Below are 17,469 nucleotides of genomic sequence, written 5' to 3'. Positions count from 1 at the left end.
GCAGGGTCTCGTCCTCACCGGCTCGGTGCGGGCGCTCCCATCGGCTGGGCATGGAGCGGCAGCAGGAGGGTGGTTCCGAAGCAGACGGCGAGCATCAGGGCGGAGCCGCCGAGGCAGGCGTAGATGCCGCCCACCTGATAAAGCAGGCCGGACGAGAGGGTGCCGATGAAGCGCCCGGCGGCATTGGCGGCGTAGTAGAAGCCCACGTCCTCGGCGGCCTTCTCCGATCCCGCATAGGCCAGGATCAGGTAGGAATGCAGGGAGGAGTTCACGGCGAACGCGAAGCCGAAGATGGACAGCCCCGCCACCAGCACGAAGTCGGCATGCGGCGGCGCGAGGGCAAGCCAACCCGCCATGGCGACCGGGACCAAGGCGAGAGCGAGGGCCCACCACCGCGCCGCGGGGACCTCCCGGGAGAGGCCGTCCGGGCTGCGGGTGACGACGGCGGGAGCGGCCGCCTGGACCACGCCGTAGCCGATGGTCCACAGGGCCAGGAAGCCACCCACCATGATGAAGGTCCAGCCCGAGGCGTAGAGGAAGACCGGAACACCGACCACGAACCAGACGTCGCGCGCGCCGAACAGGGCGACGCGGGCCAGGGCCAGTAGGTTCACGCCGCGGTTCTTGGCGAAGAGCTCCTTCATGCTCTTGCTCGACTTCGCCTTCCCCAGCATAGGCGGGAGGGAAGCGACGACACCGACGAGGACGAGGGCGAGAGCGCCGGCCATCAGCCACAGCGCGGGACGGAAGCCGATCAGCTCGAGGAGCGCGCCGCCGAGGAGGAAGCCGAAGCCCTTCATGGCGTTCTTCGAGCCGGTGAACCAGGCCACCCAGCGGAACAGGCGGGTGTTCGCGTTGGCGCCCTTGGCGTCGGCCTCGGTCACCTTGATGGCGGACTTGGACGCGGTCTTGGTCAGGTCCTTGGCGACGCCGCAGATGCCCTGGGCGGCGACGACCCACGGGACCAGCAGGGCCGTCTCCCAAGACGGGGAGACCGCCGAGAGGATCAGGAAGCCGGAGATCTGCGTCGTGAGGCCCACCGTGAGCATGCGGGTGATGCCGTAGCGGCCCGCGAGCCAGCCTCCGATGAAGTTGGCGCCGATGCCCGCGGCCTCGTAGAGCACGAACAGGAAGGCCAGGGTGAACGGCGAGTAGCCGAGCTTGAAGAAGGTGAAGAGCACGATCATCCGGAGCGCGCCGTCCGTCAGCGTGAAGCCCCAGTAGGCGGCCGTCACGATGGCGTAGTTGCGGACCCCGGAGGTCGCCGGCGCGCTTGCCACGTCAGAGGCCCTCCCGCTCGAGATGGCAGGCAAGGTCCACCATCCGGCATGCATAGCCCATCTCGTTGTCGTACCAGGCGTAGACCTTCAGGAGGGTGCCGTCGGTCACCAGCGTGGACAGGCCGTCGACGATCGAGGACCGCGTGTCGCGCGCATAGTCCGCCGAGACCAGGGGACGCGGCTCGAATCCGAGGATGCCGCGCAACGCGCCATCGGCGGCCTCCCGGAACAGGTCGTTCACTTCCTCGGCCGTGGTCTCCCGGTTCAGCTCGAACACGCAATCGGTGAGGGACGCGTTCAGCACGGGCGCGCGCACCGCATGGCCGTTCAGCCTGCCCTTGAGCTCGGGATAGATCAGGGCGATGGCCGTGGCGCTCCCGGTGGTGGTGGGCTGGAGCGAAAGCATGGCCGACCGGGCGCGCCGCAGGTCCTTGTGGGGGGCGTCCACCACAACGTTCGTATTCGTGGGATCGTGGATGGTGGTGATCTGCCCGTGCCGGATGCCGATCTTCTCGTGCACCACCTTCACCACGGGGGCGAGGCAATTGGTGGTGCAGGAGGCGGCCGTCACGATGGGGTGCTTCGACCGCTCGTAGAGGTGCTCGTTGACGCCCACGACGACGTTCAGGACGGAAGGGTCCTTCACCGGCGCAGCCACGATCACCCGCTTCGCGCCGCGCTTGAGATGGCCCTCCAGCGTCTCGGGGGTCAGGAACTTGCCGGTGGCCTCAAGCACCACGTCCACGCCCAGGTCGCCCCACGGGATATCGCCGGGCGCGGCATGGGAGGAGAAGGACAGGTTCTTCCCGTCAATCCGGATGTCCTCGGCGCCCTCCGCCGATATGGGCATCCGCCAGCGGCCCTGGACGCTGTCGAACTCGAGGAGATGGGCGATCGCTGTCGAACCGCCCTTGATCTCATTGAGATGGACCACGTCGAGGCGATTGTTGCCGCGCGGATCGTCGACGGGACGTTCGGCGCCGCCCATGGAGGCCCGCAGGGCGAGGCGTCCGATCCGGCCGAGGCCATTGATTCCCACTCTCATCTTCTCATCCCCGTGCTCGCGCCGCGTTCGCGTCGGCGCGCTTGATCAATGGGAGGCATCCGGAACCTTCACGCCTCCGGCCTCGTACCAATCCTTCGAGCGGTTCACGATCCACACGACCGACAGCATGACCGGCACCTCGATGAGCACGCCGACCACGGTGGCGAGCGCCGCGCCGGACTGGAAGCCGAAGAGGCTGATGGCGGCGGCGACAGCGAGCTCGAAGAAGTTGGACGCGCCGATCAGGGCGGACGGGCCCGCGACGCAGTGGGCTTCGCCGGACATCCGGTTCAGCAGATAGGCAAGCCCGGAGTTGAAGTAGACCTGGATCAGGATCGGCACCGCAAGGAGAGCGATGACCAGGGGCTGGGCGAGGATCTGCTCGCCCTGGAAGGCGAACAGCAGGACCAGGGTGGCCAGCAGGGCCACCAGGGAGGCGGGCTGGAGGACGCCGAGGACCCTATCCAGCGCCGCCTGCCCACCGCCGGCGAGGATGCGCCCACGGATCAACTGGGCGGCGATGACCGGGACGACGATGTAGAGCACGACGGAGAGGAGCAGCGTGTTCCACGGCACCGTGATCGACGACAGTCCGAGAAGAAGGCCGACCACCGGCGCGAAGGCCACGATCATGATGGCGTCGTTCAGCGCCACCTGGGACAGGGTGAAATGCGGCTCGCCCTTCGTCAGGTTCGACCAGACGAACACCATGGCGGTGCAGGGAGCCGACGCCAGCAGGATGAGCCCGGCGATGTAGCTGTCGATCTGATCCGCAGGCAGGTAGGGCCGGAACAGGTAGCCTACGAAGAGCCAGCCGAGCACCGCCATGGAGAAGGGCTTCACGCCCCAGTTCACGAGAAGGGTGACGGAGATCCCGCGCCAGTGCCGGCCGACCTGGGCGAGCGCCCCGAAGTCGATCTTCAGCAGCATGGGGACGATCATGAGCCAGATCAGGACCGCGACGGGCAGGTTCACCTGCGCGACCTCGAGGCTTCCGATCACCTGGAACGCCGAGGGCGCGGCGGCGCCCAGCGCGATGCCGACGACGATGCAGAGAAAGACCCAAACGGTCAGGTAGCGCTCGAATACGGACACGAGGATCGATTCCTTATGCGGCGATGCCGGAGAGCGTCAGCTCGGTCGCCCCTTCCATCCGGCCGATCTCGGCGATGCGATCCTTGAGGGTCGCAAGGTCGAGTTCGGCGAAAGGCAGGTTCACGAACGCGGACATGCGGGATGCGAGGCGCCGGTAGGTCGCGACGAACGCGGCCCGCTGCTCCGCCTCCGAGCCCTTCACGAGGGCGGGATCCGGCAGTCCCCAATGCGCCTGGAGCGGGTGTCCCGGGAAGGCCGGACATTGTTCGCCCGCCGCCGTGTCGCAGGTGGTGATGACGAAGTCCATCTCCGGCGCATCCTTCGTCGCGAACCCGCTCCAGCTCTTCGAGGACAGCCCGTCGGTCCCGTAGCCGAGGGATTGGAGGAGGGAGATCACGGCAGGATGCGGCTTCCCCTTCGGCCGGCTCCCCGCGGAGAAGGCGCGGAAGCGCCCCCGTCCCTCGCGATTCAGGATCGCCTCGGCGATCACGGAACGAGCGGAGTTGGCGGAACACACGAGGAGGACGTTGTAGACGCGGTCGTTGGCGGCGGCGGTGCGCACCTGGGGGAAGGACGAGACGAGCCCACCCCGGCGAGGCGTTGCCGTGAAGCCCATCTCCCCCATCAGGGACGCGAGCGGTGGAAGGGCGGGCGCGACGTTCGCCGCATAGATGATCGATCGTCCCTCGCGACGCGCGGTGAGGAGGCCCGCCCTCTCGAGCAAGGAGAGGTGCGTGGACATGGTGTTGTGGGGCACGGCAAGCAGCCGGGCGATGTCACCCGCGGGCAGGCCATAAGGCATGTATCGCAGCAGCAGACGGTAGGTCTCCAGCCGCGTCGGCTGCGCCAGCGCATCGAAGACCTTGATTGCGTCGTCCGCGTTGAATGTCGCCGTGCCCATGAAAATCTCGCTCGTTGGGAATGCCTGATGGCGGCGCAGCCCTATGCGCCGCCCTTGAAGGTTCGGGCCCAGTACGCCTTGACCTGCTCCACCAGTGCGGGGGGCAAGGGAACGTAGCCCAGTTGCGAAGCGTACTTCTCGCCTTCGCCGAGCGAGAATTTCCAGAAGTCGAATGCCGCCCGGCTCGCGCCGGCAGCCTTGGGGTCCTTGTACATCAGCACGAACGTGGAAGCGGCGATCGGATAGGCATCCTCGGCGGGGGAATCGTTGATGATGACCGCGAAGTCATCCGCCTTCGTCCAGTCGAAGCTTGCGGCCGCTGCCTGGAACGAGGCCGCGCTCGGGGCGATGAACTTGCCGGCCCGGTTCTGGACGAGGCCGTAGGTCAACTTCACCTGGACGACATACGTGAATTCGACATAGCCGATCGCGTTCTTGATGCGCTTTACGTCGGTTGCCACGCCCTCGTTGCCCCGTGCCCCGGAGCCGACCGGCCAGTCCACCGCATTTCCCTCGCCGACCCGCTGCTTCCATTCAGGGCTCGCCTTCGACAGGTAAGAGACCCAGTTGAAGGTCGTGCCGGAGCCGTCGGACCGGTGAACCACCGCGATCTTCGCATCGGGGAAGGTCAGGTCCGGATTGACGGCCTTGATCGCCGGATCGTTCCAGTTGGTAATCTTCCCCAGGAAGATGTCCGCCAGCAGCGCCCCCGTGAACTTCATCTGGCCGGGACCGATCCCGTCGACGTTGAGGACGGGGACGACCCCGCCGAACACGATGGGAAACTGACCGAGGCCGAGTTTTGCCAGTTCCGCCGGTTGCAGCGGCTTATCCGAAGCCCCGAAGTCGGCGGTCCGATCCTTGATCGCAATGACGCCCGCCGACGAGCCGACGGACTGGTAGCTGACCGTCTGGCCCGTCTTCTCCCGGAAGGCCTGCGACCACTTCCAGATGATCGGGTAGGCGAATGTCGACCCCGCTCCTCGGACCTCGTCGGCGCGCGCGGCGGGCGCGAGCACGGCGGCGGCGGTCAATGCAGCGATGGCCAGACTGAAGATGCGTGTCACGGGTGCCTCCCGGCATATTGGCGTTTCCGTCCACGGACTCGTATAGCACGATATGTCCATGATCGTCGACAGATCGAATAAGTGCCGGGAGTGACGTTGATGTGACGAGGCTGGCCACCGGCCGACCGTGATGGCGACGGCTTCGTTGTTCGTGAAGTGGCTCGGGCGGCTATGAGGCTTGGTGCCGGAAGAGGATCGAACGGGCGTCGACCCTTATTTGGGCTGGCCGTCGGCGCCGAACGCCTTCAGGAATGCGACGAGGTCCTTGACCTCCTGCTCGTTCTTCACCCCAGCGAAGCTCATCTTGGTCCCCTTGATGACGCCCTTGGGGTCCTTGATGTAGGCGGTGAACTCCTCCTCGGTCCAGGTGATGCCGGACTGCAAGTTGGCCGGGGAATAGGCGTAGCCGGGCACGGATCCCGCCTTCCGGCCCAACAGGCCGTTCAGCTCCGGGCCAACCTTGTTGGGCGCATTGGGGCCGACGGCATGGCATGGGGAGCAGCGCGCGAAAATACGCTTTCCAGCTTCGGCATCCTGTCCGAAGACTGGGGACTGGCAGGCGATGACGAGCGCTGCCGCGCAGAATGCGAGACGCTTCATTGATGCTTCCTGATGGGCTCGGGCGGGAAAGGCGGTGCGGCATCGGTGAGGAGGGCCCCGCGCCGAAACGCGGGGCCACGGGACCTATGCCGTATATTCCTTCGATTTGAAGGTGAGGTGGGCGACACCGGACGGGGCATCGGAGATCTTCCGGATGCTGCCCCAGGTCTGCTTGTAGTTCGGGATGATGAACTCGTTCACCCCCGCCGAGACCACGTTGCCCTGCACGCCCGTGGGATAGCCGAACAGCATGAAAGCCTGCTTCCGTTTCGCGGTGGGCGTCGGATACGCCATGGCCTGGGTCGAGCCGTTGTCGTTGTAGACCTCGACGAGGTCGCCCTCCTTCAGGTTCAGCTCGGCCATATCCTGCGGGTTCATCTCGATGAACGGGAAGGGCCACCTGTCCATCACCAACTCGTTCTCGACATCGAGATAGGCGCTCTGCCAGACGAGGTTAGCCCGCCCGTTGTTGATCAGGTAGGGGAACTTGTCTTTCTCCGCCTGTTTCCCCGGCGCCTGGAGGCCACGCCACTGGGTGGGCATGAAGGTCGCCTTCCCGTCCGGTGCGTTGAACTTCCCGTCCGAATAAAGGCGCTTGGTGCCGATGATCCGCTGGGTGTCGGCAGGTGGCGTGGGCGCGTCCTTCTGCACGGGCTCTTTCCCGCGTGCACCCTCGATGGCGGGGCCCTTCAGGACCTCGCCGGGAGCACCCGTGGATGTCCCCGCCGCCACCGCGCCGGTGTTCTCGAGCCCCACCGCCGGCTCCTGGAAGCCGTTCGTTCCCATGGCCCGCAGCCGCGCGTAGGTGACGAACTCGCCGCCCTTCTCATGCTGGTGATACCCATCCATGAAGGCGTCTTCCTCGGTCTTCCAGTCGAAGCCCGTGAACTTGCCTGCGATGTCCGGCTTGCCGAGGGCGCGGAACGCGCGCTCCATGTGGTTGGCGAGCCGTGCCGCGATCAGGCAATCCGGCATCGCCTGTCCCGGCGGGTCCATGTAGCGCTCGGTCAGGCGCATGCGCCGCTCGCCGTTCATGGAGGTGAGGTTCATTTCGCCGGAGGTCGCGGCCGGGAGGATGACGTGCGCGGCCTCGCCGATCTTGGTGGGGACGATGTCGACGTCCACCGAGAACAGGCCTCCCTGGCGGATGGCGTCGGTGATCGCCTTCACCATGGCGTCCCGGTCGCCGTAGGGCACGGAGTTCATGGCGTCCTTCACCATGTCGCTCCGCTTCTTGTAGACCCGCTTGAACTCCATTGCGTTCAGGGTGGTCTTGTAGTGGTCGCATCCCCAGACGTGGTGGACCGCGCCCTTGCCCTCGATGAGCAGCTTGTCGACGTAGGCGGCCGGGCGCCCCACATGGGCGTCGGAGGGGCGGCAGTATCCCTCCTGGTGGCCGCCCATGCGCACGCAACCGCCGCCCGGGCGTCCGACGTTGCCGGTGGCGAGCGCGAGGTTCACGAGGGACTGGTTGGTACGGTAGTTGTCGTTGCCCCAGATCAACCCCTTCTCGTAGGCGAACATGGTCCGGCGCCGGGCGTTGCCCGCCTTCGGCTCGGCGATCCATGTGATGGCCTTCACGATGTCGGCTTCGCTGACACCGGTGATCTTCGCCGCATCCGTGACGCTGACCTTGTTGGCCGCGATCGCCTTGTCGAAGTCCTTGGTGGAGGCCGCGATGAACGGTCGGTCTACCCAGCCCTTCTCGGCGGCGTAGGTGAGCCAGGCGTTGAACAGGATCAGGTCGGTCCCGGAGTTGATGGCTAGGTGCAGGACGTTCTCCTTCCCGGCCTCGATCTCGCAGGCGTTGACGGTGACGGTCCGCCGTGGATCGACGATCACCACGCGGGCCCGGTCCACGGCCTCGTTCCCGAATTCCTTCTTCTTCTTATCCACCGACGTCCCGCGCAGGTTGGGGACCCAGTGGTTGAGGAAATAGTTGGTCTGGGTCTCGAGCGCGTTGGTGCCGACGGCGACGATCGTGTCGGCGAGCTCGGCATCCTCGTAGCAGTTGTTGAGTTCGCCGACGCCCATGTCACGGGTGCCGTGGACCTCGGAATTGTAGGCCGGGCGGTTGTGAATGCGGATGTTCTTGATCTTCATCGCACCGAAATAGAGCTTGCCCGTGCCCCACGTGTTCTCGTAGCCGCCGCCGGCACCACCGTGGTCATAGGCGGAGACGAACAAGGCATCCTCTCCCTGCGCGGCGATGACGTTCGCGGTCACGCGCGCGACGAGGTCGAGGGCATCGTCCCAGCTCGTCGGCTGGAGCTGGCCGTAGCGCCATACGAGCGGATTGGTCAGACGCTGAAGCTCGGTGTTGCGCTGGCGCGAGTAGCTCATCTCGGCCATTCGCGCGCCGCGCACGGATCCGAGGCCGGAGTTCACCACGCAGTCCTTGTCGGGCTTGAGGACGAGATGGACGTCCTTCCCGTTCTGCTTGACCAGGTTGTACATGGCGGGTGCGTACCAGGCGCCAGTCTCCGCCTCCTGCTGCTTGGACAGGTCGACGCCGAACGCATTGTCCCCGGGGGCGGTGCCGCCCTCGTAGCGGGCGTCCCAGGTGTAGGCCTTGTAGCCGCAGCCGACGATGCAATAGTGGCAGACGACATTGTGCACGGTGGCGTCGGCCGGGATGATCGGAAGGCGTCCGATCTGGCGTTTGTAGGCCATCTTTCCCTCCCTCAGAGAACGTTCGACAGGCGGCCGTAAAGGAGCTCGTCGACGCCGTTAGCGTAGATGTCTCCCTTGGCGTCGATGCGGAGCGCGTACTGCGGCAGGTTCTGCGTGGCCTGTCCCCAGACCTGCTGCCCGCCCTTCTCGCAGTCGAACCGCGAGTAGTGGCCAGGGCAGTTCATGGTCCTGTCCGCGGCGTTGTAGGTGAGCGGGAATCCCTTGTGCGGGCAGACGGTGGTGAATCCGACGATGTCGCCATCCGGGCCCGCTCCGTCGGGGACTCGCTTTCCGAGCTTGATCAGGACGCCTGGGGCATCAGGATCGGGATAGGTGACGTCGAGCGGCTCGTTGACCTTTAGGTCGCCGACGTTGGCGAGGCGGTTGGAGGGATAGTCGACGAGGGCGGCCGCCGGGGCGGCCTTCGCCTCCTTCGGGATGACGCTGGCCGCCGCCATGCCCGCGGTCATCATGCCCGCGCCCGTCAGGAACCTGCGGCGGCTCGTATCGATGACGGTCCTGAAGCTCTTCATGCTGGCTCCCTCCCAAACGTCGGCCCATCTTCGTGGGTGAGATGGGCGATGCAGGAGGCGGGCCAGACGATAATCCCGTTATTTTCCAGTGACTTACATGATGCGTTATGGGGACGGCAACAGCGCGATGTTCGAAAATCCGAACGCGCTGGACCGCCATGGTTCGGAACTCCAAACACTACGAAACGGGCGGTCGCCTTCGATGGAACCTATGACTTCATCTAAGGTGATTTTGCTCTAGGAAGAGCTTTTGCGAGACGTCAACGTCATGACCATAGCCCCGGACGCATTACCCACCTTTCCCGATCCGCGCGAACCCGTCGCGCTGGCCCAAGCCCTCATCCGCGAGCCGTCCGTAACACCGCACGCGCACGGCGCCGTCGACCTCGTAGCCCACGTTCTCGAAGGCGCCGGCTATCAGGTGGAGCGTTTGGTTTTCGACACCGGCGGGCCCGCCATCCCCAACCTCTATGCCCGCATTGGCACGTCGCATCCCAACCTTTGCTTCGCCGGGCATTTGGATGTGGTGCCTCCCGGCGACGTTGCATTGTGGAACTACGGGCCGTTCGCGGGAGAAATCGCCGACGGCGTGCTCTACGGGCGCGGGGCGGTCGACATGAAAGGCGGGTTGGCTGCCGCCCTCGCCGCAGCCATTCGGCACGGTGCGCCGCGGAAGGGCAGCATCTCCTTCCTGATTACCGGCGATGAGGAGGGCCTGAACGTCGACGGTACGGTGAAAGTGGTTGAATGGCTGAAGGCGCGTGGTGAACAGGTCGACCACTGCGTGCTCGGCGAGCCCACCAACCCTCAAGCACTTGGTGATGCGATCAAGATTGGCCGTCGCGGCTCCCTCTCCGGGCTGCTGACCGTCAACGGCAAGCAGGGCCATGTCGCCTACCCCGAGCTTGCCGACAACCCCATCCCCCTTCTCCTGAACCTGCTCGGCGCCCTGACGACGGCACCCCTCGACCAGGGATCCGAGTTTTTCCAACCGTCCAACCTGGAGGTCGTTTCCATCGACGTGGGCAATTCCGCCTCCAACGTCATTCCCGCTCAGGCACGCGCCTTATTCAACGTGCGCTTCAACGACCGCTTCACCCTTGCAGGCCTCAAGGCCGAGATCACCAGCCGCCTGGATGGCGCAGGTGTCCCCTACACGCTCGCTTTCCGGAACGACGCGAGCGAGAGCTTCCTGACCGCTCCGGGCCCGTTCGTGGATCTCGTGCGGGCGGCGGTCGCCGAGGAAACCGGGCGTCAGCCGGAGACGTCCACATCCGGCGGCACTTCGGACGCGCGTTTCATCAAGGACATCTGTCCCGTGGTGGAATTCGGCCTTGTCAGCCGGACCCTGCACGCGGTGAACGAGGCGACGCCGATTTCCGACATCGAAGACCTCGCCCGGATCTATGGGCGGATCATTGCGCTGTATTTCGAGCGGTTCGCGTGAGTGCTCCGCTAGTGCCCGAGATTCAACCCTAGGCGGCGCATTTTCTCCCACAGCGTCGTACGGCCCACCTCGAGAAGCTTTGCCGCGGCGTTGATTTCACCATTTGTCGCTGCCAGCGCGCGTAGAATATGACGCCTTTCCGCGTCGAGACGCGCGTCCTCCAGAGATCCGAGACGTTCCGCCGTGCCCGACACATGGAGCATCTCGGGGAAGAGGTCGCCCGGCATCAACCAATCCCCGAGGGCGAGGCCCATACCGCGTTCCATTCTGTTTCGAAGCTCACGGACGTTGCCGGGCCAGGAATGCGCGAGGGCGGCTTCCTCCGCGAGCGCGCCGATCCCCTTCAACGATCCTTCACCGCGATCGGAGAACTCCTCGAAGAACCGCTCCATCAACCAGGGAATGTCCTCCGGCCGCTCCCGCAGCGCAGGCATCCGGACCGAGACGACGTTGATGCGATAGAGTAGGTCCTGCCGGAAACGTCCCGACGCTACCAGCTTCTCCAGATCGCCGTTGGTCGCGGTTAGCAGGCGCCCGCGGAATGGGATCGGCTTCTCCCCGCCAACGCGGTGGAAGGCCCGCTCCTCAATTAAGCGGAGGAGCTTGGTCTGGAGCTCGGGACGCATCTCCCCGATCTCATCGAGGAACAAGGTTCCGTCGCCGGTCCGCTCTGCATAGCCGAGATGGCGCATCGCAGCTCCCGTGAAGGCGCCCTTCTCGTGCCCGAAAAGTTCGCTCTCGAGCAGGTCCGCCGGGATGGCCGCGCAGTTGACGGCCATGAAGGGCGATACCGCCGCAGCGGATGCCGCATGGACGAACCGTGCGGCCACTTCCTTGCCGCTTCCGGTCTCGCCGGTGATCAGGAGGCTCGACGGGAGGCGGGCCACCCGCCGGAGCATGCGTTCCACTTCCTTGATGGCCGGCGAGATGCCGAGGACCCCGGCCGCTTCGTCCCTTCGGTGACGGACGAGATCGGACAGCCGCATCAGGAAATCGTCCATCTCGAACGGCTTCGTCACGTAGTCCCCTGCCCCCGCCCGCATGAGGCTCACGGCCTGATCGATGTCCCCGAACGCGGTCACGAACAGGAAGGGCGGCGCATCGGGGCCCTTGGCGGCCTCGCGGAACACCGCCTCGCCGCTCACATCCGGCAGGCGGATATCGCAGACGATGGCGCCGAAGCGGGTGCCCTGGATGTCACGGACCGCCTCTGCCCCGCTCTGCCACCATTTCACGGTCATGCCTTCGAGCGTGAGGCGCTGGACGAGGCTCTCCCCCATGATGGGATCGTCCTCAACGATGCCGACGACGCAGTTTTCAAGCGACATGGGGCAGCTCCTCGATCGGCTTCTCGATGGGAACGGTGATCCTGATGACGGTCCCACCCTGGCTCGGCTGCGACACCTCGATCCGCCCATGCAGTTCGTCCACGATCCGGCGGGTCGTCCAAAGGCCAAGGCCGCCGCCGGCCCGCAAAGGAGGCGAAGCGTCGTCGCCGGTGAGAATGTCGATCCCTGTCGCCGGAATGCCGTCGCCGCGGTCCGTGACCACCAGGACGAGGACATCGGCGTGCCGCACGGCCTCCAGCTTGACCTCGGACCCGGGCGGCGCCGCCGCGACCGCGTTCAGGAGAAGGTTCAGGAGGGCTTGCCGGATCTGGGTGCTGGGCAGGGGGATATCCTGATCGACGCTGTTCCTGATCGCGACAGTGACCGACTTGCGCCGTGCCTCCGCGACGATGAGAAGGCGCAGGTCGGCGATGTCCTTGGCCGAGATCGAACGCCCGGCTATTTCCTGGCGGTGCACCGCCAGGGTGGTCCGGACGACGTCACGGATGCCAACGAGCCCTCTCTCCAGCAGCCCGAGTGCGTTGTTGCGCACGGCGGCATACTGCCCGTGCGTCTTCAGGGTGGCCATGGCGTTGAAGAGGCCGCCCAGGGGATTGTTGATCTCGTGCGCCAGGGCCGACGCGAGACGGCCGAGGCTGCCGAGGCGCTGCTCGTCGAAGAGCTTCCTCGCGAGGTCCTCGCGCTCGTGCATGGACTTGACGAGTGCATTGTAGGATCCGAACAGGTGCCTGAACTCGTCGCCGCTGCGCGCGATCGTGGCTTCCGGGACGGGCGTCGCGTATCCCTCCTTCGCCGCGCCGAGGTGCCTGGAGAGGACCCTGATCGGCGCCATCATCCGCGTCACCAGGATCCATCCGGCCGCGGCGAGGATCAATGTCAGGATGCCGTTCGTCACGATCAGTGCGGTGAGCACCTCGCGCCTTTCCACGGCCAGGTGGCTGGTATCGAACGCGGCATGGATCACCCCGACCACGCGCCCGGGATAGGCGAGGACGCGGGTTGCGTTGGCGACGTCGGCGCCCGCTTCGAAGCGAAAGGGCTGCGTGCCCGAACTTCCGCCGTTGGGAACCTCGACGAGGGACCCGACGGGGTGCTGCCTGGGGTTCGACGCGGCAATGACGTGCCCTGTCGCGTTGGTTACGATCGCCTCCGTCGCGCGAAGGCTCTTGCTGAGGTCCTGGGCACGTGTGATGGCGTCGAAGACCTCCCAGGTGTCTTCGCGAAGGACCGATTCCGTGATGCCGGTGGAGAGGATGTCCAGGTAGCTCTGCGCCAGATCCCGGACATGCATCTCCTGGGTCTCGTTGAGGCGCGCCAGGACCCGCTCGGACAGCACGAGGCCGACCAGCATCATCAGCACCGCGACCGCGAGCGGGACCTTGGCGGCGATCGGCCAGGTTCGCGGATCGAGGCGCATCGTAGTCACCCCGAGGCCGCGACCAGCGCCGCCTTCGCGGCGATGCCGTCGAACAGGGAAGCATCCTCGGCCGCGAAGCCGTCGAGGCGAAGCATCCGGAGAGCGGCGCGCCCTTCCGGGTCCTCTCCCATCCGCAGGAGGGCATCCGTCAGGGCCGTGAGCCGGCCGGCGTCCACGGGGACGCGGGGCGCCGCGATCGGCGGGAATCCGAGCGGCTCCGAAGCGTGAAGGATACGGGTCGACACCGTGAGGCTCGGCTCCAGCTCCGCGACCACGTCGTAGACATAGCCGTCCACCGAACCGGATGCGGCGAGCCCCGAAGCCACGGCGCGGATCACGTTGCGGTGGCCATAGGTGTAGAAGGTCCGGCTGAAGAAGGTGTCGGGCTTGAGACCGTGTTCAGCCAGGGCGGCGCGGGTGACCAGGAAGCCGGAATTGGAGTCGGGGTCCGAAAAGGCGTGGATGTCACCACGCAGGTCCATCAAGCCTTCCGCCGGACGGTCCCGATCGACGATCAGATATGACTGGTAGAGAGGCTTTCCGCGCCACACGGGAACCGCCACGAGCTGGAGGTCCCGGCGATGGACGACGAACGGATAGCCACAGATCCAGGCGGCATCGAGCTGGCGGGAGATGAGGAGAGCCGTGATTTCCTGGTAGGTGCGGCGCGTGATGAGTGAGACCTGCGTGCCCGTCGCACGCTGGAGATAGGCCTGAAGCCGTCCGAGCAGTTCCAGGTCCGACGTGAGGAACACCGGGGTCAGTCCGAAGCGCAGACCTCGTTCCGGAACGATCTCATGGGCGCGCGCGAGGCCTGAGCAGGACAGGAACAATCCCGCCGTCGCGATCATGGCGGAACGCCGATTGAGCGCTCCCGTGCCCATCCGCATCCTTCCCACTCTAGTTCTCGATGCAGCGCATTCGAACTCCGGAAGTCGGTGCCGGATTGCGCTACACCTTCCGTGTCGGTCGCACGGAAATTGTTGGCTTCGCTGCCGCGAACGGACGGCACCTTGGCATCATTTCAATATATCGGAACCTATCGACTCATGACAGCGGACATTCCGGATCAGGTCCGGCCGGTGGCATCCGCCAGGCTGGCCGCGACGGATTTCCGATGCTCCTCCGCCTGCACCCTCCGTTCGGAGTAGCGATCCACCAGGTAGTCCGACCGGTCGCGGACCAGGAGGGTGAACTTCATGAGCTCCTCCATGACGTCCACGATCCGGTCGTAATAGGGAGAAGGCTTCATCCGGCCCGCCTCGTCGAATTCCTGATAGGCCTTCGCCACTGATGACTGGTTCGGGATCGTGACCATGCGCATCCAGCGCCCGAGTACCCGGAGGGCGTTGACGGCGTTGAAGGACTGCGACCCGCCGGACACCTGCATCACCGCCAGCGTGCGGCCCTGGGTCGGACGGATTCCGCCGATCTCGAGCGGGATCCAGTCGATCTGGCTCTTGAACACGCCGCTGATCGTGCCGTGCCGCTCCGGGCTGCACCACACCTGTCCCTCGGACCATGCGGACAGGGACCGCAGTTCCTGCACCTTCGGATGATCGGCCGGAACGCTATCCGGAAGCGGCAGGCCGCGCGGATCGAAGATCCGCGTTTCGGCGCCCATGCGGTCGAGAAGGCGGGCGGCTTCCTCGGTCAGGAGCCGGCTGTAGGAACGTTCGCGCAGGGAGCCGAAGAGAAGCAGGATGCGCGGCCGATGGGTGGAGACGGTGCGGGGCTCAAGCTTGGGAAGATCCGGCAGGTCCAGGTGGTGCCCTTCAAGAGCAGGGAGGTCCGGATCGAAAGGAGCGTCGTGCATAATGGTGTCCGTGGAACTCAAGAGGGATTGGTGCGGGTCGACAGGATCGCCGCCGTCCAGAAACCGGCGACGAGGATGAGGGCGCCTGCGATGGCAGCCAGGAGGACCGGATCGTAGGAGCCGCCCCACGCCCAGAGCGCGGCTGCTCCCACCGGCGCAATCGCCCTGGAGACGGTCGCAGGAGCGGCCAAGACACCGTTGACGGCACCATAGGCCTCCCGCGTCACCATCTCCGGCACGGCAAGGCCCCGGACGATGGTCATGATGCCGTTCGCACCCCCGTACAGGGCCGCGACGCACGCTACGAGGGCGAAACTCGGCGGAGCTGCCTCCAAGGCGATGAGGGCCAGGGGAAACGCCAGCACCACGCAGCATCCGATAAGGCGCACGGAGGCCTTGGGAGCGAACGCCCAGATGGCGATCCGTCCCGCCACCTGAGCGGGACCGATGATCGCCATGGTCGACACGACGCTTCCGGTATCGAAGCCTCGCTCGACGAGCAGCGGGTACAGGTGGAAGGTGAAGGCCGAAAATGTCCCGGAGTAGGCGGTGAACGCGACGGCGAGCGCCCAGAATGCCGGTTGGCGCATTACCATGCGGACGACCGACCATCCCGCCGACGGCCCGCCCTTGGCATGCACATGCTCGGGATGGTCCGCCCCAGGATCGATCACCGCGGCGTAGACCCCGGCGCAGAGGACAAGGTTGATCGCCGCCAGGACCATCAGCGTTCCGCGCCATCCGTACCCGTCCAGGAGGAACTGGACCAGGGGAATGAACACGGTGGAGGCGAAGCCGCCCCACAGGGTCAGGGCCGTGATGCCCGACCGTGCGCCGAGCGTTCCGCTCCGTCGCGCCACCACCGCGAACGCAGGTTCGTAGAGGGTGGCCGCCTGGAGGATGCCGACCCCGGCGACGCAGACATAGAAGGCGAGAAGTCCCTCGACCTGGGACCAGACCAGGAGAAGGAAGCCCGCCATCACCGAGCCGGCGGCCATCACGAGGCGGCCATGGCCGCGGTCGATGGCGTTCCCGATCGGGTAGCTCGCGATCCCCGCCAGAACGAGGCCGAGCGTTGCCGCGCCGTACATCTCCGGCTTCGACCAGCCGAGATCCCGACCCATCGCCTCGGCGATGAGCGGGAAGGAATAGTAGAGCGACCCCCAGGAGCAGACCTGGCCGATGCCAAGGCCGGTGATGAAGAGGCTGCGACCGCTGAGGGGCTTATAAGCGGCCGCTTCTGCTTGTCCGCCCATGAGGCGGTCAGGAAGTAGTTTCGGCGGATGGAACGGCGCATCCGACGTCGGCGCAGCATTCATCGACGAGGTAGCCGACGAGCGCGTTCATGCTGGGATAGTGCGCCCGGCAGATGAGGGTCGTCGCCTGGCGTTCCTGGGTGACGAGGCCCATGTCAATCAACCTGCGAAGGTGATGGGAAAGCGTGGATGCCGGGATCCCATGCTTCTCCTGAAGGGTGCCAACACTCAGGCCCGCCTCGCCTGCGCGGACGAGGGTGCGGTAGAGGCCGAGGCGGGTGGGGTTGCCCAGGGCCTCGAGCTGCCGGGATGCTATTTCGAGATTCATGGAATTAGATTGGCGCCGCGGAGGCGGAGCGTCAAGTCCTAATTCCACAATCTTCGAAATAGATGACCAAACAAGCTGCTTCGGCTTGCGATTGAGGAGGTCTCAGGTTCGAGTCCCTCCACCTTTAAAAAAGAAAAAGTCCGGTTTCTGGCATCTCACCAATTCCGCCGTTGACGCAGTCCGGCCGATCTAGCGGCGCAGGCGCCTTCTCGCGCGGTCCAGAATCTCGTCCGAGAGAGGGGTCCCCGATAGGATCCGCGCCAAGGTGATTGTGCCGATCATGGTGGCGTAGTCGACCAAGGCTTCGCCACGCCCATCCATAGAGCACGGGCCCTGGGCCAATACCTCGACCATCTCGTCGATCACGGCCACCGCTGCCGCGCGGCTCTCGCCTGTTGCCCGTGCTGCCTCGCTTCCGAGAGCTGCCATCGGACAGGTGGGTGTGGCCGCGTCGCGATGGTCTGCTGATAGGTAGCTGTCCACGACGGCGTTCAGATTCTTCTCCTTCCGGATCTTGCTAAGCGGTTCGGCGGCGGCCTCGCCCGCAGCGACGAGCGCCTCGGCGATGAGCTGCTCCCGGTTTCGGAAGTGTTTGTAGAAGCCGCCATGGGTGAGGCCAGCACCTGCCATGATGTCTGACAGGCTCGCTTCGGCGATACCGG

General features: G+C 65.8%; 16 protein-coding genes. 1 reads left to right on the top strand and 15 read right to left on the bottom strand.

The window, feature by feature from the left end; all coding sequences use genetic code 11:
- Positions 1–14 precede the first annotated feature (14 nt).
- The 8 genes from arsJ to ABLE91_RS20320 all read right to left on the bottom strand — a co-directional run bounded on the left by arsJ (position 15) and on the right by ABLE91_RS20320 (position 9,194).
- Positions 15–1,280, bottom strand: coding sequence for an organoarsenical effux MFS transporter ArsJ (gene arsJ / locus ABLE91_RS20355; RefSeq protein ID WP_348933788.1), 1,266 nt, complete (start codon positions 1,278–1,280; stop codon positions 15–17).
- A 1-nt stretch (position 1,281) separates the two neighbouring features.
- Positions 1,282–2,325, bottom strand: coding sequence for an ArsJ-associated glyceraldehyde-3-phosphate dehydrogenase (locus tag ABLE91_RS20350; RefSeq protein WP_348933786.1), 1,044 nt, complete (start codon positions 2,323–2,325; stop codon positions 1,282–1,284).
- 45 nt (positions 2,326–2,370) lie between these two features.
- On the bottom strand, positions 2,371–3,420 hold the full coding sequence (gene arsB / locus ABLE91_RS20345; RefSeq protein WP_348933785.1) for an ACR3 family arsenite efflux transporter: 1,050 nt from the start codon (positions 3,418–3,420) through the stop codon (positions 2,371–2,373).
- A gap of 13 nt (positions 3,421–3,433) precedes the next feature.
- Positions 3,434–4,321, bottom strand: a complete 888-nt coding sequence (locus ABLE91_RS20340) for a metalloregulator ArsR/SmtB family transcription factor (protein ID WP_348933783.1) — start codon at positions 4,319–4,321, stop codon at positions 3,434–3,436.
- A gap of 41 nt (positions 4,322–4,362) precedes the next feature.
- Positions 4,363–5,388 carry a phosphate ABC transporter substrate-binding protein PstS gene (pstS, locus tag ABLE91_RS20335; protein WP_348933782.1) on the bottom strand — a complete coding sequence of 342 codons (1,026 nt, stop codon included), beginning with the start codon at positions 5,386–5,388 and terminating at the stop codon, positions 4,363–4,365.
- Between the two features lie 213 nt (positions 5,389–5,601).
- Positions 5,602–5,988: a c-type cytochrome gene (locus ABLE91_RS20330; RefSeq protein ID WP_348933780.1), complete on the bottom strand. Its 387-nt coding sequence runs from the start codon at positions 5,986–5,988 to the stop codon at positions 5,602–5,604.
- A gap of 84 nt (positions 5,989–6,072) precedes the next feature.
- Positions 6,073–8,661 (bottom strand): arsenate reductase (azurin) large subunit, encoded by a 2,589-nt coding sequence (locus ABLE91_RS20325; protein WP_348933779.1) that lies wholly within the window; start codon positions 8,659–8,661, stop codon positions 6,073–6,075.
- Between the two features lie 11 nt (positions 8,662–8,672).
- Complete coding sequence (locus ABLE91_RS20320; RefSeq protein WP_348933777.1) at positions 8,673–9,194, bottom strand: arsenate reductase (azurin) small subunit; 522 nt, start codon at positions 9,192–9,194, stop codon at positions 8,673–8,675.
- A gap of 268 nt (positions 9,195–9,462) precedes the next feature.
- On the opposite strand from ABLE91_RS20320, the gene dapE reads away from it, so the two are divergent.
- Positions 9,463–10,641 (top strand): succinyl-diaminopimelate desuccinylase, encoded by a 1,179-nt coding sequence (dapE, locus tag ABLE91_RS20315; protein WP_348933775.1) that lies wholly within the window; start codon positions 9,463–9,465, stop codon positions 10,639–10,641.
- An 8-nt stretch (positions 10,642–10,649) separates the two neighbouring features.
- Here dapE and ABLE91_RS20310 read toward each other — a convergent pair whose 3' ends face one another.
- From ABLE91_RS20310 to ABLE91_RS20280, 7 genes are all read right to left on the bottom strand, one after another.
- Positions 10,650–11,969, bottom strand: coding sequence for a sigma-54-dependent transcriptional regulator (locus ABLE91_RS20310; RefSeq protein ID WP_348933774.1), 1,320 nt, complete (start codon positions 11,967–11,969; stop codon positions 10,650–10,652).
- Positions 11,959–13,407 (bottom strand): ATP-binding protein, encoded by a 1,449-nt coding sequence (locus tag ABLE91_RS20305; protein ID WP_348933773.1) that lies wholly within the window; start codon positions 13,405–13,407, stop codon positions 11,959–11,961. The genes ABLE91_RS20310 and ABLE91_RS20305 overlap by 11 nt, the downstream gene beginning before the upstream one ends.
- Before the next feature lie 5 nt (positions 13,408–13,412).
- Positions 13,413–14,291 carry a substrate-binding domain-containing protein gene (locus ABLE91_RS20300; protein WP_348933771.1) on the bottom strand — a complete coding sequence of 293 codons (879 nt, stop codon included), beginning with the start codon at positions 14,289–14,291 and terminating at the stop codon, positions 13,413–13,415.
- Between the two features lie 185 nt (positions 14,292–14,476).
- Complete coding sequence (gene arsH, locus ABLE91_RS20295; RefSeq protein WP_348933769.1) at positions 14,477–15,223, bottom strand: arsenical resistance protein ArsH; 747 nt, start codon at positions 15,221–15,223, stop codon at positions 14,477–14,479.
- A 17-nt stretch (positions 15,224–15,240) separates the two neighbouring features.
- Entirely contained in the window at positions 15,241–16,479 is a 1,239-nt protein-coding gene (locus ABLE91_RS20290; protein WP_348933767.1) for an MFS transporter, read from the bottom strand.
- A 7-nt stretch (positions 16,480–16,486) separates the two neighbouring features.
- Positions 16,487–16,807 carry an ArsR/SmtB family transcription factor gene (locus ABLE91_RS20285; protein WP_348933765.1) on the bottom strand — a complete coding sequence of 107 codons (321 nt, stop codon included), beginning with the start codon at positions 16,805–16,807 and terminating at the stop codon, positions 16,487–16,489.
- A 189-nt stretch (positions 16,808–16,996) separates the two neighbouring features.
- On the bottom strand, positions 16,997–17,469 hold a 473-nt coding region (locus ABLE91_RS20280; protein ID WP_348933763.1), incomplete at its 5' end, for a TetR/AcrR family transcriptional regulator.

The organism is Aquabacter albus (genome assembly GCF_040049275.1).
Taxonomy (GTDB): domain Bacteria; phylum Pseudomonadota; class Alphaproteobacteria; order Rhizobiales; family Xanthobacteraceae; genus Aquabacter.
Note: the sequence above shows the minus strand (reverse complement) of the source record. Positions and strands in the feature narration are given on the sequence as shown.